The following is a 15441-nucleotide window of genomic DNA, read 5'->3' as shown; positions in this document are numbered from 1 at the left end:
CTTAGTTCAATAACGACTGAATAAGATTATAATTAACACGCTTAATATCATTGATAAAAAAGTTATTTTATTTATCATCATGATTTTGAAATGGTTTAATTTTATTTATACTTTCATTGACAGAATCAATTACCTCCCCTAGTTTTAACTATGCTGTTTATCTCTGACAAGACTTTTCTTCACCTTCTATTTTTCATCGCCGCTATTTTTAGCGGCGCTACCCACAGCTGTCTAAAAATTCGAGGTTATATATGTCGACGACACAATTTAAAGTTATTAGCGTCAGTTCCGGCTCCACTCAAAGTTTGGATTTTGGTTCACGGGTGATTAATGCTTCCGTCGCCGTTCAGGGGTTTAACGTTTCTTACGGCAACACCGACCACCACCTGAAAACAATCGACGTCTCCAGCGCGATCGCCGGCCTCAGCGGCAGCAGTGTCACGGTGTCCGCCACCTGCTTTATGGAGGACAAATCCAACAATAAAACCTCAGGTACGGTAAGAGTGCTGGTGATCGCCGAATGCGAATCCTGAGACGTTGAGCGGCCGCTGGCCCGCCGTTTGGGCGCAGAGGCGCATCGCCTGGCTTTCAATCGCCCCTGGCGATTGAAAGCCATTTTGTTTCCCTGCGCTTTATCGATGAGGGTATTTAAAAATGAGTGACAAAACCAACGGTCAGATCCCGCCAGTACGGCCAAGCCAATTCGAAAGCAATGAAAAAAACATATTCGAAGACAGCGTCAATCTGTTTCGCGGCGATGTGAATTTATCGCTTGATTTGGTTGCGTTAACCGGAAGGAATCAACTCGACGTCAAAGTCACTGCATTTTATGGCAGCAACATCAAAAATGAAATTTATCAATCAAATGTTAGCGCACCAACCGGAATTATGGGATTAGGCTGGCAATTGCCTTTCGAACGCATTGAAGCCGATCACCGGGATAATGCAACACCCGGTGACAACCTTTATCGAATTTATACCAACAACGCCTCATCAGAATTAATTCGCGCGCCCAACGATTGGCTGAGAGCGAAATTACCAATCGCCGCCACCACCGCGCTCAATAGCGGCAAAGTGGACACCGAAATCCAATCCGCTTTCATCGCCGCCGGCCTGCAGTTGGGTTGCCATGCTCAGGTCGTCACGCGGTTCGACGATCGACAATGGGAAATTATCGACCCAGTCTATCAGCGCACCTTCAACGTGCTGCGCCAGGACGCCGAACTCGCCGTCTTCTCCGGCGGTGAAGCGTTTGAGTGCTTCCACTATGATTTCAGCAAGGTCCTGTATTATCCGCAGTTCGAACGCTGGGAGCTGGTCAAGGACAACGGGGTCAGCTACTTCTACGGCGGCAACGCGCAGGATGATCAGAGCATTCAATGGAAAGTGCGCTGGGGCAACTGGTCGGGACAATCCGCTTTGACCCACTCGCCCCAGGGCGATGCCTTGCAGTCTCGCTTTGCGGCAATCTGGAATCTGGCGCAGGTGGAAAGCCTGTGGGGCGATCGGATCGCCTTCCGTTACGAGGCCGTTGAACAGCCGGTTGGCGAACGAGGCTTAAGTTTTACCAAAGCCTGCTACCTGACGCGCATCACCGACATGTTCGATCGCACCGTCGATTTTGGCTATCAGGAGAAGCGGTACGACACGCAGTCGCCCGCAGGCCCACGGGAATACCTGTCTCCGCATTGGGATACCCCCTACAGCAAGGCCCCCGGCAACGCCGCTTCAGCCTATCAGGATCGCTACGAAACGCGCTATCTGGACAACATCGTCGTCAAAAACTCGCAGGGCACATTGCTCTATGCGGTGCAGCTGAGCTATGACACGCAGAGTAATTTCAGCGGTTACCCGCAAAGCGATCCGCTTTACGGTGATACCGTCAAACGCACGCTCACCGGCGTCCAGCGGCGCTATGCGGAAAATTATGCGCTGCCGCAGATGCAGTTCAGCTACTGGCCGGCGGGTACGGTCAATGCCGGCGCGCTCAGTGGCGCCGTCACGCCGGACGGTGCGAAAATCGCCTACCGGTATAAGCAACAAACGCTGCCGCTGTGCGATCGCCAGCGGCAGATCGTCAGTCCCTGGCCGCGCAGCGCCAAACCGCGCGTATGGTTCGGCGGCGATTACGCGGTCTGCCTGTGGCTTAACGAGTCGAGCGACCAAATCCACGTCACGTTTTACACCTGGCTTGGGCGCTGGCAATGCTGGGCTCCCGAGCAGCAAACGATCAAGGCCGCTTTCGACATCAACAGTGTCAACGTCGTCACTGCCGGTGATTTCGCCTGCCTGACCTATGCCACCCCGCAGAGCGGCAAATCCTATGCGCATGTCTATCACAAGGATAACCGCAAATGGGGCGAGTGGTTCGACAGCGCGCCAATCGCCGCCAACACCACCCAACTGCAGCTGGCCGCCGGCGACAACTTTTTTGTGGTCTGCGACAAGGATCAACGGACGCTGCTGCGCTACACCTGGGATAACTTCACCAAACGGTGGGCGATCGCCGATAGGTCTGGCGATCTCAACGCCACCGCCCGCCCCTACATCGCGGCGGCCAACGGCTATTACGCCGTCCTGGATTATGCCCCCCTCACCGGCGGCGAACACCGTAATCGGCTGGCGCTTTATTATCAGGATAGCCAAGAACAATGGCGAAACGGCGCCTCACTCCCGCTGGTGTTCACCCTCGGCGGCGATGCGTCGGCCACCCGTTTCGGTTTTGCCGCCGGCGCCTCGTTTATCGCGCTGACCTACATCACGCAGGAGGTTTCGCTCAGCGTTGATTACACCGTCAAGGTCATCGGATGGGACGCGGCATTCGGCGCCATGACCAGCACTGACTTTCCCTGCCGCCTGCCGAAAAGCGCGCCGTCGCAAACCCTCACCATTCCGTTCCTGGCAAAATTCGTCAACAACGCCATGATTGCGTCCGGCCCCTATCTGCTGCGCTATAACGGCGCAGACTGGCTGCGTAACGACAGCCTGCTGTTACGCAGTACCTGCAGCGATCAGGACATCAACTGGTTCGCCTACGGCGCCGATTACGCAATCGCCGTCAGCAACCGCGAATTCGCGGCTCAGGCGCGCATGGTAGCCTACGATCCCAACCGGCAAATCACCGCCTGGAACGATGCGGCGCGCGATCTCTATACCCGTGACGATCCAACTTCGGAAAGAAAAAGACACTACTTCCCGACGGCAGGCGCGGATATCGCCACCATGGGCAACCGCGTCTATCACCGCGGTTCCTGGTGCAATTGGTTGGACGCGGCAGCCGGATATGCCGAAGTGCCCTACGCGATAGACAGCACCACCATGATCAATCAGGGACCGCGCTTTATCTCTTATCTGAACCTGGACGGCACGGCAGCCAAAAACACCACCGTGAAAACCTTCCGCAATCAGGCCTTCGCCGGCGATGACACGCTCACGCAACGTTATTTCACGCAGATTGGCGTCTCCGGCATGGTCAAACCCAATATCAACGGCCAATATCCCGCCGGCCTGTCCGCGTTCGTTACCTATCTACCGCTGAACAAAGACTTCGATAATGCGGAAAGCCTGACGCTGAATCGCTACCTCGACAACACGCTGCAAGGCGCACTGGTGGATTACTGCGTCGACACGGTCAGCATCGATGACGGCTACGCCGTCAGCACCACCTGCTACGTGTTCGACATTGCGACAGCGACCTGCGACCCTACCGGCGCGGTCTTCAAGTACTACAAGAGTGCCAGCTATCCCGGCAGCGAGAGCATGTCCGCGCCGCGCTTCGGCTATCGCGAGAACTATTACTTCAATGGCCTGACGCGCCAGGATCCGCAGGTCGGCGAGCGAGTTCGCGCTGCAGATCAAGCGTCATCCGGGCTGTTGGACGGCCAATTGATCGAGCAAAAGGTGTTTGACGCCGACGGCAATCTGTTGGTTCACGAACAAAAAAACCTGATGGCCTTCACCTCCGTAGCGATCGACGGCGTCGAGCGACCTCTGTTCGGCGGTTATACGCGCTGCATCGCCGACAACAGCCTTAATGATGGCCTGGCGATACGTACCGATTATCGCTATGACTCACGCTTCGGCAAATTGATCCGCGAGCGCTTTGACAATGTGACCGCCACCGGAGAAACGCAGGGCGTTGCCAAACTCTACGGCTATGCGTTCGAAGCCTATCCCTGGTTCTTACTGAAAAATGCGATCGACGCGCCCTTCAGCCAATTCGACGCAGCGGGGAGCGCGGCGCTGGGAGAGGCGCTGCCAATCTACGCCGGCAGTCTGCAACGCTACGGCGCTCTGCAACGGCAACAGCCGCTTGCCGATGAAGCTGCGCCGACAGTGTGGGCCGCCACGCAAGCCTATGTGCTGCAAGCCGCGATTGGCGCCCAGCCCCCCAGCCCGCCGGCGCTGGCAAGCGATCCGGGTGACGCGTGGTTGCCGGTAGGCACGATACTGGCCAGAACATTCTATGGTGCGATCCTCTCCCAGAAAAACAGCGAAAGCCAGGTCGAAAGCACGCTGTGGGACAACAACCAGATCCTGCCGGTGGCGGCGTTCGTCAGCGGCGCGGCGGATGAGTGCGATTTCATCGGTTTCGAACCCTATCAACACAGCACCGATCCCTGGCGGCTCGACGGCGATACGGCGATCGTCGACGACGACGCCTATGTCGGCAGCCGCAGCCTCAAACTCGGCGTCGGTGCGACCCTGACCCGAACGGCGCCGCTGCGGCAAACGCAGCCGGTCGTTGTCTCCGCCTGGCTCAAAACCTCGCCCGGTTTCAACGCGGCGCCCGGTGCGGCAAACTTGATCAGCCGTAGTGGCAATGCCGCGCCGCACACCACGCCGATCGTCCCCACGGCAGAAGGCGCTTGGGTTTACTGGCAAAGCGTCATCCCCTATAGCGGCGTTCCGGAGCGTCCGCTCGCGCTCGCCTTCGACAACCAAAAAACGGTCGGCTATGTGCTGTTCAACACCGTCAGCGTCACGCCGTTGGCCAGCAAGATGGAGGCCCGCTGCTACGATCCGCTGTATCTGGATGAGATCGCCGTTATGGGCAACAACGCCGATGTCCTGCGCTGCGGCTACGATCCGCTGCGGCAAAAGTTCGTTGAGACCGGGCCACAAGGCGAAAGCAAGAAAGGCGTGGTGAACTATGCGCCACGCAGTTGGCACGATACGCTGCCATTCAGCTACCCGCAGCACGATCCCGCCAGCAGCTGCGAAATTCTGGCCGCCGACGGTGGGCAATACGAAACCTTCACGCAGGGCGAACAAACCTGGACGCGCTGGCGGCGCGACGACGACAGCGCCTGGCGTCTCAGCCAGGGCCGGCTACTGCATTGCGGTACGACGCTCAACCGCCTGCGTTGGTTGGCCACCGCCGGCCGCTACGCGGTGGGCTTCACCCTTTCGTCGCCGGCGACGCAGAACCTCGCCTTCGGCCTGACGATCGGCGACAGTCTGAGCGCCCAGTGGGACGCCATCGCGGGATGGCGGCTGACGCTGGCGGGCAACACCTACACTGACGACGCGACCAACGGCTGCCTGCCCACCTCGGTGCTGCTGGTACCGGGCGACGATGCCGTTCTGTTATATGCCGACGGTCGTCAGGTTTTCGCCCTTCAGACCGATGCAAGGATCGACGGTGAATTCAGCCTGCAGGCACAGGGGGAAATCTATTTTGCCAATGCGGTTACCTTCCGATCGCCGCAGCTGGCCATCACGTATAAAAACGCCAACCGGCAGGAAACGCAGCACCAGGTGCTGAACGAAGGACGATGCCTGGTGCGTGAAACGCTGTACGACGCGCTGGGCAATACGGTTGCCGAAACCAAGATCGCCGCCTTTGAACGCACGTTGTTCGGCTACCGGGCGGCCTTTGTCCGCACACTGGACGCCGCAAACGGCGTGATGACCGGTGAAGTGAGTGATTATTACCCGCAGGACGAAGGTTACCCCTATAGCGGCACCCGTTATGAGGCTTCCTCGCTGAAACGCCCGGTGGCCAAAGGCATGCCAGGCAAAATCTTCGCCATTACCGGCGACAACCCGCATATTACACGGTTCATTTACGCCGTCACCGATCACACGCAGGTGGCAGGTATCGCCTGTCGCCCTGGAGAATTGCGGGTGAGCGCCCTGTACGATGCCGATGGCACCGGCGTGCTGTCACTCAACGATCGCCGTGGCCAGACGCTGAGCAAGCAGACCGAGGCCGGCGGCGTTGTTCGCGACGCTGTCCAACAGATCTTCGACGCGGCGGGCAATATCGTGCAGGTTCGCCACCCGTCGTCTTCCCCGGCGGATGACGCCTTCATCAGCCACAATCGCTACAACTTCCTGTGTCAGCTCGCTGCACGCGTCACGCCGGATGCCGGAGAAACGACGTATATCTACGATCCTGCCGGACGTCTGCGTTTCAGCTCAACGCCGCTGAGCCGCGCGAAAGACCGCGTGTTGTATAAAAAATATGACGTTCTGGGGCGCCTGAGCGAGGATGGCGAAGTGGCGCAAGCCTGGGGTGACGGTTCGGCGCTGCAGGCGATCGCCGATAACGATCCGCACTACCCGCACCATGATGACTGGCAAACGCAAAACGTCTATGACGGCGAAGGCGACGAGCCGACTCTGCGCGGCCGCCTGTGGAAAATGTACCGTCGCGCCGCTGACGGACTCTGCGTCGAAAACTGCTATGGCTACGATACGGGAGGCAATGCGACCCTGTCGCAACTGCGTCTGCCGGACGCTGGCGATTACATCACGGGCTATGCCTACGACAACCTCGGCAACGTCATCCGCATCGATTATCCCGCCGGCGCGCCGCTCGCCAGCGTGGCCTATCGCTATAACGACATGGGACAAACCGCCGCCATCGGCACGCCGGACGATCCGGAGAAGTTCGTTCGCTACCGTTACCATGCCGACGGCAGCCTGGCTGAAGAGCAGTTGAATTCACAGGGGGGGCGGGCGCTGCGACGCACCATGAGTTATAACTCTCCCGGCTGGTTGAATGAAATCAACAACCACTATGCCGACGGCGCACCGCTGTTGAAACATCGCTTCAGCTACACCGACGGCGGCTACGAGGGCGCCGGTTACTTCAACGGCAATATCGCCGGCGTAGTGCACGACAATGCGGTCAGGCCCGAAAACAGCTTCGCTTATCGCTATCGCTACGATCCGCGCGGCCAATTGACGGTCGCCGAGCACAGCGTCAATTCCGCCTACAGCCTCGGCGTCGGCGCGCCGCTGACCTTCGACGCCGGCGGCAACATCCTCCGGCTGCAACAGGGAGACACCCTCTTCAGCTACGAGTATCAGCCGAACAGCGGCAAAGTCGCCGCCGTGCTCGCCAATGACGCGGTCGCGCAGCGTTACGAGTATGACGTCGTCGGTAACGTCACGCTCTCCGCCAGTCGCGGTATTCAGCGTATCGATTACAACCCACTGAATAATCTTCCGTTAACGATCGCACTGGATGACGGCCGCCAGCTTGCGCTGTGCTACAACGGCATCAATCAGCGGGTGCAAAAGCGGTTCGCCGACGGCAGCAAACTCGCTTACGTACACGGCCTGAGCGACGCGCCGCTGATGGAGTTCGGCGCTCGTACGACGCAATATCTCTATGGCGTCGGCGGATTGCTGCTGCTCATCGACGGTGGTGAGGCCCAGTACGTGCTGAAGGATCAGCAAGGTTCGATCCGTGCCGTAGTGGCGGAAAACGGTCAGGTCAACGCATTGCTCGACTACATGCCCTTCGGCCAATCGTTGCCGACTGGCGTCGGCACGTCCTCGTTACTGCGCTATCGCTACACCGGCCAGGAGTTGGACGAAGATTTGGGACTCTATAACTATCGGGCGCGCTTCTACGATCCGCAATTGGGGCGCTTTTACTCCTGCGATCCTAGATTCCAGTATGGCGGCCCTTACGTCTACTGCGGCAACAACCCGGTTAATCAGACCGACCCTTCCGGTGAGATCGCCCCAATCATTATCATCTTGCTGATCGGGGCCGCCGTCGGCGCCGTGCTGGGCGGCGGGGTCGCCCTGTACAGCGGCTATCAGTCCGGATTGCGCGGTGGCGCGCTAGCCGGTTATGTATTCGCCGGCGCAGGGATAGGAGCCCTCGCCGGGGCTCTGTCCGCCGCCGGCGGAGTCGGCGCCTTTGCCGCAGGGTCGGCAGCGGCGGCGGCGGCTTCCACCACCGCCGGCGGCATTGCGGCGGGCCTGGCGGCCGGCGCAGGGGTCGGAGCCACCGTAGGCGCGGCAGTAGGTGCGGCGCAGGGAGTGAGCCAATTCTTCATCAACGACGCCTTTGGCGTCGCCAACAGCGGCAGTTGGCAACAGTCGCTGCTGAAAGGCGCCGTTACCGGTGCCGTCGGCGGCGCGATCAGTGGCGGCGCCGCAGGGGTTGGCGGTGCGGCCGCCTTCCAGCAGGCTGCGCGTTTCGCCGAGCTGACCGGCGGCAACGGCTGGGCCTTCAGCCCGACCTCGCTCACCCAGGTCAGCAACGCCTACAACGCTTTCGGTAGCCTGGGCATCGTGCCGTTGCCAGCCTTCGTCAGCCGCATCCCCAACTACAACCTGCCACTGGTCGGGGGAATGCAAAGTTTCGTCCTGGGGAAATTCAGCCTGCCAACTTTCAGCAGTCTCGGCGGTGCGGTGGCCAAGCAGACCGTCTCGCCGCTGCTGCCGAGCGGCGGTGGCACGGCGACAGGAACCCCGCCGACGGCCTTCTATGGACAACAGGCCTACAGCCCGGCGATGACCGGCAGCATCGGGCTGCAAACGGCGCTGGTATTGGATCCCGCCGGCTGGAGCAACGGCAAAGCATAACCCACGCAGGGTGCGGGACTGCGCGTCCCGTCCCTGCGTCTTGATGAGAGGCAACGTCATGAATGATGCAACGATTCGCTACCATCAGGTGCGGCAAAAGAGCACCCACAACTCGTATCAACGCACGGAAAGCTACCCGGCTCAGGCGCTGTACTGGCGCATCCGTTCCCTTGAGATCGATATCCACAACAGTAATAACGCCGCCGGTTGGCCGCAGTTAAACGGCAACTGGTACGTTTATCATCTGGCGGTCATCGATCAGGTCAGCTCAGTCAACACCTTGGCGGATGCACTGGACGCGCTGTTGGCGTTTCATCGCGCGGTGCCGCAGCACGAAGTCGTCACCCTGTGGCTGGATTTGAAAGACGACTTCAACGCCGCCCGAGATCAAACACCCGAATCGCTCGATCGTTTGTTGGCCGAGCGCCTGGGGCGCGAACACATTTGGGGACCACCCGATCTGATCGGCGACTGCACCGATCTGCAAGCAGCGATCGCCGCCTATGGGTGGCCGTCGCTCGACACCCTGCGCGGCAAGTTCATTGTTGGCTGCACCACCGGCGATCTCGCCTCGCCGAATTCGGTGCTCAATCAGTATGTGCAAAACGGCGCCACCGCCAATCAACGGCTGGCGTTCGTCACGCCGGAAATCACCCAGGCGCAACAAATCGACCAACACGCCTGCGCCGTGATGTTCAACCTCTCGGCCGCCCACACCGCCCTGGCGAACGCGGTGTTTACCGCCGGCTTTGTCGGCCGCGCCTACGGCCTGAACGACGCAAACAGTTGGGCTACCGGCTGGAACAGTCGCGCGCACCATCTGGCCACCAACAAGGTTAACGCCGATTGGGACGGGTGGGCGCGCACCGATCTGCCGATGACCGGCTATCCGTTTACCGGCATCGACGTCACGCTACCGCCGGATCTGCCCGAATCCGGTGCACTCTGCGCCATCAAGGTCGACTCCGGCGATATCTGGAATAAACGCGACAGCGGCTATTTTCGTTTCGATCGTACCACTATCGGTGCCGAACGCACGCTCAGCGCCTTCGTCGCCAACCCGCAGTCACATACCGACGGCTTTATCAAAGGCGGAGTGATGGCGCGGGCCACGACCGCCGATGACGCCGCCTATATCGCAATATTTCAAACCGCTGCTCACGAAATCCGCATGCAGTACCGGCGGGATAACTGCGCCGGTACGGAAAAAATCGATGCCCGTCTGCCAAATGGCGTCAACGGCAAGCCCGTCGTCAGCAGCAATACGCCGATATGGCTGAAGCTGACGGTTCGGGCCGATGGCCACCAGGCACAAGGCAGTTATTCAATCGACGGCCTGATCTGGCACGCCGTAGGGGAGATCGGCGTCAGCCAAACGCTGCCGCTGCAAGGCTGGGCGGCCTCTTCACACGGCGCCGGCTCCGTAAAATGGCTGTTCGGCGGCGCAAAGACGCCGACAGAGAGCACCGTCTTCGGCAACTCGGCCACCGGCGAATTCATCGCCGACAGCGCCCCTGCCGCGAGCCTCGGCCCCTACCGTTAGGAAAATTGACAACGGCGGTGCGGCAGCTGATGATGCAAGCACCGCTTCCTACTCGATCCGCCAACGATGAAAAATGCCCCCGCAGTGACGATCCACTACTGTTCGCAATGCAACTGGCTGCTGCGCGCCGGCTGGATGGCGCAAGAGCTGCTAAACACCTTTGGTGACGATCTCGCCTCCGTCACCCTGATGCCGGGCACCGGCGGGGTCTACCAAATCAGCGTCGATGGCGTGATGATTTGGGATCGCAAGATTGACGGCGGCTTCCCCGATGCGGCGCAGTTAAAGCAGCGGCTGCGCGATCACAGCTTCCCCGATCGCTCTCTCGGCCACAGCGACGGTAAAAAAGCCAGGCACTGAAGGCCGTCAGCGCCCCGTCGGCGGCTGCGCGCCGATAATGCGCGGCATCGTTTCTTTCATCATTTCCATGAATTTGCGTAAACGCGCGGGATAATAGCTGGCGTAAGGATACAGCAGGTAGATAGGCAGTGGCTCGGCTCGCCACAGGGGCAACAGCGTCTGCAGAGATCCTTGCGCCAACTCTTCTTTCACCACCCAAGACGACACGATCGCTACGCCCAGCCCTTCCAGCGCCGCTTTACGCGCCGCATAAAGGCTGTCGGTGCTCAACCTGGGTGCGATGCCGAAACGCCGCTGCTCGCCGCTGGTCGCGTGGGTCAGGACGACCTCATTGCGATAAAAACTGTTTACCGCCAGCCACGGCAATGATGCCAAATCGTCGAGATCGACGATCGCCGGTCGTTCAGTCAACAGTGCGGGTGACGCCACCGTGCTGCGCGGCACTTCCGCCAACAGCACCGCCACCACCGAAGGATCGGTCACCGCACCAACGTGAATGGCGCAGTCTACGCCTTCGGAAATGAAATCGGGAGAGTGGTCGTTCAGCGTCCACTCCACGCTGGTTTGGGGATAGCGCCGCAAATACTCCCCGAGCGGCCCGATCAGCTGATCCTGCCCAAAGGCGTGCGGAGCGCGCACGCGCAGTGCGCCAACCGGTTCGTCGCGCGCGCCGCGCAGCGCATCTTCCAGGCTTTGCCATTGCGCGAGCAAGCCGCGCGCTTGCTGATAGCAGCGTTCGCCGTCATCGGTAAGATGGAGCGCATGCGTCGTCCGTTGGATCAACCTGGTGCCCAACAGCTGTTCCAACGCCCGCAGACGTCGGCTGATGGTCGGCTGCGAGGTGCCCAGCTGCTGCGCCGCCGCCGACAGGCTCCCGCTCTCGACAATACGCACCAGGGTTTGCAGCAGGATTATACGGTCGCCGTTGGGTAAATTAATTTTATTCATACGTGTTACGTATAACAGTTCTACCCATATCGGGTCTACCCGCCGATAACATTCACGACAAAAATAGCCGCACATCCACCTTGTCAGGAATTATCGAATGAGCCTCTCACCCACCGGCGGTGCGCTTTCCGCCAAAACCGTTTTCCTGTTGGCCACCGGCGCCGGCCTTAGCGTCGCCTCTATTTACTACAGTCAGCCGATGTTGAGCGTCATGGGTGCCGACTTCCATGTCGGCGTTGGCGATACCGGATTCGTACCGACCCTGACCCAATTGGGGTATGCCTTGGGTATTCTGTTACTGGCGCCGCTGGGCGATCGCCACGATCGCCGCGGGATCATTCTGGTGAAGGGCGTGCTGCTGGCCATGATGCTGCTGTTGTGCAGCCTGGTTTCCTCTTTTTCGCTGCTGTTGCTCAGCAGCCTGACGCTCGGCCTGGCCGCCACCGTCGCGCAGGACATCATCCCCGCCGCCGCGGCTCTGGCTCCTGATGCCCGACGCGGTAAAATCGTCGGCACCGTGATGACCGGGTTGCTGGCCGGTATTTTGCTGTCGCGCGTGTTCAGCGGGCTGGTCGCCGATTATTTCGGCTGGCGCAGTGTTTATGCGTTAGCCGCGCTGGCCGTTTTACCGATCACGCTGGTGATAGGGCGAGCTTTGCCGCGCTTTCAGCCTCACAGCACGCTGAGTTATCCCGCCTTGCTGCGTTCGATGAGCCGGCTTTGGGCCACCTACCCTGAATTGCGGCGCGCGGCGTTGTCTCAGGCCTTTTTGTCCGTCGCCTTCAGCGCCTTCTGGTCCACGCTCGCGGTGATGCTGGCCGATCGCTATCAGCTGGGCAGCGCAGTCGCCGGCGCGTTCGGCCTGGCCGGCGCAGCGGGTGCACTGGCGGCACCGTTGGCGGGCAGTCTGGCTGACCGATACGGCCCAGACGGCGTCACTAAAATCGGCGCTGCGCTGGTAACGGTTTCTTTCGCCCTGATGTTTTTACTGCCGTTACTACCGCAATCGGCGCAATGGGGGCTGATCGCGCTGAGCGCCATCGGGTTTGATCTCGGCATTCAGGCCACGCTGATCGCGCACCAGACCATTATTTACGGCCTCGATCCGGCTGCCCGCAGCCGCCTTAACGCCATTCTGTTCACGCTGGTATTCATCGGCATGGCCACCGGCGCCGCACTGGGCAGCCGCGTACTGGAACACCTGGGATGGCCGGGCGTAGTGGCGCTGACGACGGCCGCGGCGGGTGTTGCTTTGCTGATCCGCATGACGCGCCACTCTTTGCGTGCAACAGCCTGATCCGCGCCGTGATAGGCGCTCGGATAACGCAACCGGTTGATTTCGCCCGGGCCACCTGCGCTATACTGAGCGCCCTTTTTGCCACGCATTTAAAACAATTTTATGATGGAACGCTTGCTAGAAAACGCGATGTACGCCTCCCGCTGGTTGCTCGCACCGGTTTATTTCGGCCTTTCACTGGCCCTGGTCGCCCTGTCGATCAAATTTTTTCAGGAGATCCTGCACGTCCTGCCCAACATTTTTTCTGTCGCGGAAGCCGATCTGATCCTGACCCTGCTGTCGCTGGTCGATATGGCGCTGGTGGGCGGGTTGTTGGTGATGGTGATGTTCTCCGGGTATGAAAACTTCGTCTCGCAGCTGGATATCACCGAAGGGAAAGAAAAACTGAGCTGGCTGGGCAAAATGGACGCCACCTCGCTGAAAAACAAAGTCGCCGCGTCTATCGTCGCCATTTCCTCCATTCACCTGCTGCGGGTGTTTATGGACGCCAAGAACGTGCCGGACAACAAGCTGATGTGGTATGTGATCATCCACCTTACCTTTGTGCTGTCCGCCTTCGTGATGGGCTACCTGGATAAAGTGACCCGCTCAAAACACTAAAACGTACTGCCACACCCGGTCGTCATGATCGGGTGCCTCCCTCACGCGCCCTTCTTCGCCTGTTTCCCCGCCGTCGTTTTTTTCATCTGGCACATCTGATGATAATTTTATTATAATGTTATTACACTCATCATGGACTGAACGCCGGCCCTTGCACCGGTTTCGCCGCAGACAGGATCACGCTCTCTCATGCCATTGACTGGTCACCCCCTGCAATTCAACGATATTCAGGCGATTTTGCCTCATCGTTATCCCTGCCTGTTGGTCGATCGCGTGCTGCCCGCCGGCACCTGCATTGCCGAAGGGAGGCTGAGCGCCATCAAGAACATCACCGCCAATGAGCCGACGTTCTGGAACGGCCACGCACACTTCGCCGGTTTTCCCGGCGTGCTGTTGGTGGAAGCGCTGGCGCAAAGCACCGGTCTGCTGGCGCATTACTATCTCGGGGCGCTAAACGAGGGGGAGCATTACTATTTTGCGGCCATTCAGCGTGCGCGGTTTTATCGCGCCGCCCGCCCCGGCGATCAGGTGCTGATGGAGGTGGCCTTTGTGCGCCGCCGCGGGGCGATCGCCCGCTTTACCGGCCGCGCCAGCATCGATGGCCAGCGCATTTGCACCGCCGATTTCATGTGCGCCCGTAAATAGGCCGCTTGCCGAAGGAGCCCTGCGAATACCATGTCTCTGGTTGACAGCTTACTCAAAACCCTTGATTTCTCTCCGCGCGGCCAGGTGATCGCTCGCGAAACCGACGCCTGGGGCGAAATCATCGTTTCCGACCACAAGGACTACCGCACGCTGCGGTTTGACGGCATCTGCGAACAGAGCAAGATGAGCCTCAGCAACCCCGCGCAGCCGATCCACAACTACATCAAAGCGATGCTGATGGCGGTGGCCTGGCAGCCGCCGGCCTCGGCGTTGATTTTGGGGTTGGGCGGCGGCAGCTTGCTGCGTGCGCTGCACGCGCTCGATCCGGCGATGCGCCTCGACGTCGTCGAGCTGCGCGCTGCGGTGATCGCCGTCGCACGCCGCTATTTTACGCTGCCGGCCACCGACACCATCAGCCTGCGCACCGCCGACGCCATGGACTTTGTGCGCCCGCCCGCCGAGACGCGTTACGATCTGATCTTCTCCGATCTCTATTCGGCGTTCGCCATGGATCCGCAGCAAGGCACCCAGACATTCCTGGAAAACTGCGCCGCGCGGCTGAACGACGGGGGCTGGCTGGTGCTGAATTACCACGATCTGCCCGACGAAAACAGCCTGCTGTACCACAGCCTGCACCGGATATTCGGCACCGTATTGTTTTGCGTCGCCCCCAGCGGCAACGTGATCATTTACGCCACGCCGGCCCAGGTGACATTGCCGCTGAGCGCGCTGCGCAACCTGGCCGCCGGCAGCGGCGAGCTGTTCAACTGCGAACTCGGCTACCTGTCACGCAAAATAGAGCGGCTGCATTTCCGCTAAAGACGAGCGGCGACGCGGTCTGGCTGGCCGCTTCGCCCACGTGGTATTATCATTCAGTTATCATTCTCTGGAGGATCCTGATGGAAAAGAAAACGGCGCGGCTAACGGTGCTGATTGACCCGGACAAGAAGAAAGCTCTGGAAGAACTGTGTCTACAGCAGGACGTCACTCCTTCCCAGGTGGTACGCCAGCTGATCCGCGATTATCTGCACAAGCATCAGGTTGACTATCCCAGCCAGCCGACTCACGCCAATCCACGCGTCGAAAGCAATTGAGCGGCTGCCTGTTCCGCCTACTGTGAAGCGCGCGTTGCTCCTGCGCGCGTCCCTAATCCGAATCCTCCTTTACGGTCTGTCCATTCTGCAATATCGCTGCTACTGTTTGCGTTCATACT

10 protein-coding genes are annotated in these 15441 nt (G+C 59.8%); 9 read left to right on the top strand and 1 reads right to left on the bottom strand.

All coding sequences use genetic code 11. From position 1 onward, the window contains the following. Window positions 1-323 precede the first annotated feature (323 nt). From ACSJLU_RS11885 to ACSJLU_RS11870, 4 genes are all read left to right on the top strand, one after another. A complete protein-coding gene (locus ACSJLU_RS11885; RefSeq protein WP_049207659.1) occupies window positions 324-533 on the top strand; it encodes a hypothetical protein in 210 nt (69 codons plus the stop codon). Window positions 534-888: 355 nt separating this feature from the next. Beyond that, window positions 889-8835 (top strand): RHS repeat domain-containing protein, encoded by a 7947-nt coding sequence (locus ACSJLU_RS11880; protein WP_439041082.1) that lies wholly within the window; start codon window positions 889-891, stop codon window positions 8833-8835. 58 nt (window positions 8836-8893) lie between these two features. After that, window positions 8894-10378, top strand: a complete 1485-nt coding sequence (locus tag ACSJLU_RS11875; protein ID WP_380826931.1) for a Ca2+-dependent phosphoinositide-specific phospholipase C — start codon at window positions 8894-8896, stop codon at window positions 10376-10378. 66 nt (window positions 10379-10444) lie between these two features. Further along, the gene (locus tag ACSJLU_RS11870; RefSeq protein ID WP_004928553.1) at window positions 10445-10738 is read left to right on the top strand and encodes a SelT/SelW/SelH family protein; all 294 of its coding nucleotides are present in this window, start codon (window positions 10445-10447) and stop codon (window positions 10736-10738) included. Between the two features lie 6 nt (window positions 10739-10744). On the opposite strand, the gene ACSJLU_RS11865 is transcribed toward ACSJLU_RS11870, so the two are convergent. After that, window positions 10745-11686 carry a LysR family transcriptional regulator gene (locus ACSJLU_RS11865; protein ID WP_025302807.1) on the bottom strand — a complete coding sequence of 314 codons (942 nt, stop codon included), beginning with the start codon at window positions 11684-11686 and terminating at the stop codon, window positions 10745-10747. Window positions 11687-11783: 97 nt separating this feature from the next. On the opposite strand from ACSJLU_RS11865, the gene ACSJLU_RS11860 reads away from it, so the two are divergent. From ACSJLU_RS11860 to ACSJLU_RS11840, 5 genes are all read left to right on the top strand, one after another. Next, a complete protein-coding gene (locus tag ACSJLU_RS11860; RefSeq protein WP_089195874.1) occupies window positions 11784-12983 on the top strand; it encodes an MFS transporter in 1200 nt (399 codons plus the stop codon). 105 nt (window positions 12984-13088) lie between these two features. After that, window positions 13089-13583, top strand: a complete 495-nt coding sequence (locus ACSJLU_RS11855; protein ID WP_025302805.1) for a TIGR00645 family protein — start codon at window positions 13089-13091, stop codon at window positions 13581-13583. A gap of 189 nt (window positions 13584-13772) precedes the next feature. Next, complete coding sequence (fabZ, locus tag ACSJLU_RS11850; protein WP_025302804.1) at window positions 13773-14228, top strand: 3-hydroxyacyl-ACP dehydratase FabZ; 456 nt, start codon at window positions 13773-13775, stop codon at window positions 14226-14228. Between the two features lie 30 nt (window positions 14229-14258). Next, a complete protein-coding gene (locus ACSJLU_RS11845; RefSeq protein ID WP_049204011.1) occupies window positions 14259-15047 on the top strand; it encodes a spermidine synthase in 789 nt (262 codons plus the stop codon). Window positions 15048-15127: 80 nt separating this feature from the next. Next, window positions 15128-15322 carry a ribbon-helix-helix protein, CopG family gene (locus tag ACSJLU_RS11840; protein ID WP_004928567.1) on the top strand — a complete coding sequence of 65 codons (195 nt, stop codon included), beginning with the start codon at window positions 15128-15130 and terminating at the stop codon, window positions 15320-15322. Window positions 15323-15441 lie beyond the last annotated feature (119 nt).

The sequence above is a fragment of the Serratia bockelmannii genome (assembly GCF_051803255.1).
GTDB classification, from domain to species: Bacteria; Pseudomonadota; Gammaproteobacteria; order Enterobacterales; family Enterobacteriaceae; genus Serratia; species Serratia bockelmannii.
The sequence above is the reverse complement of the archived record's forward strand: the minus strand, read 5'-3'. Positions and strand labels throughout refer to the sequence as shown.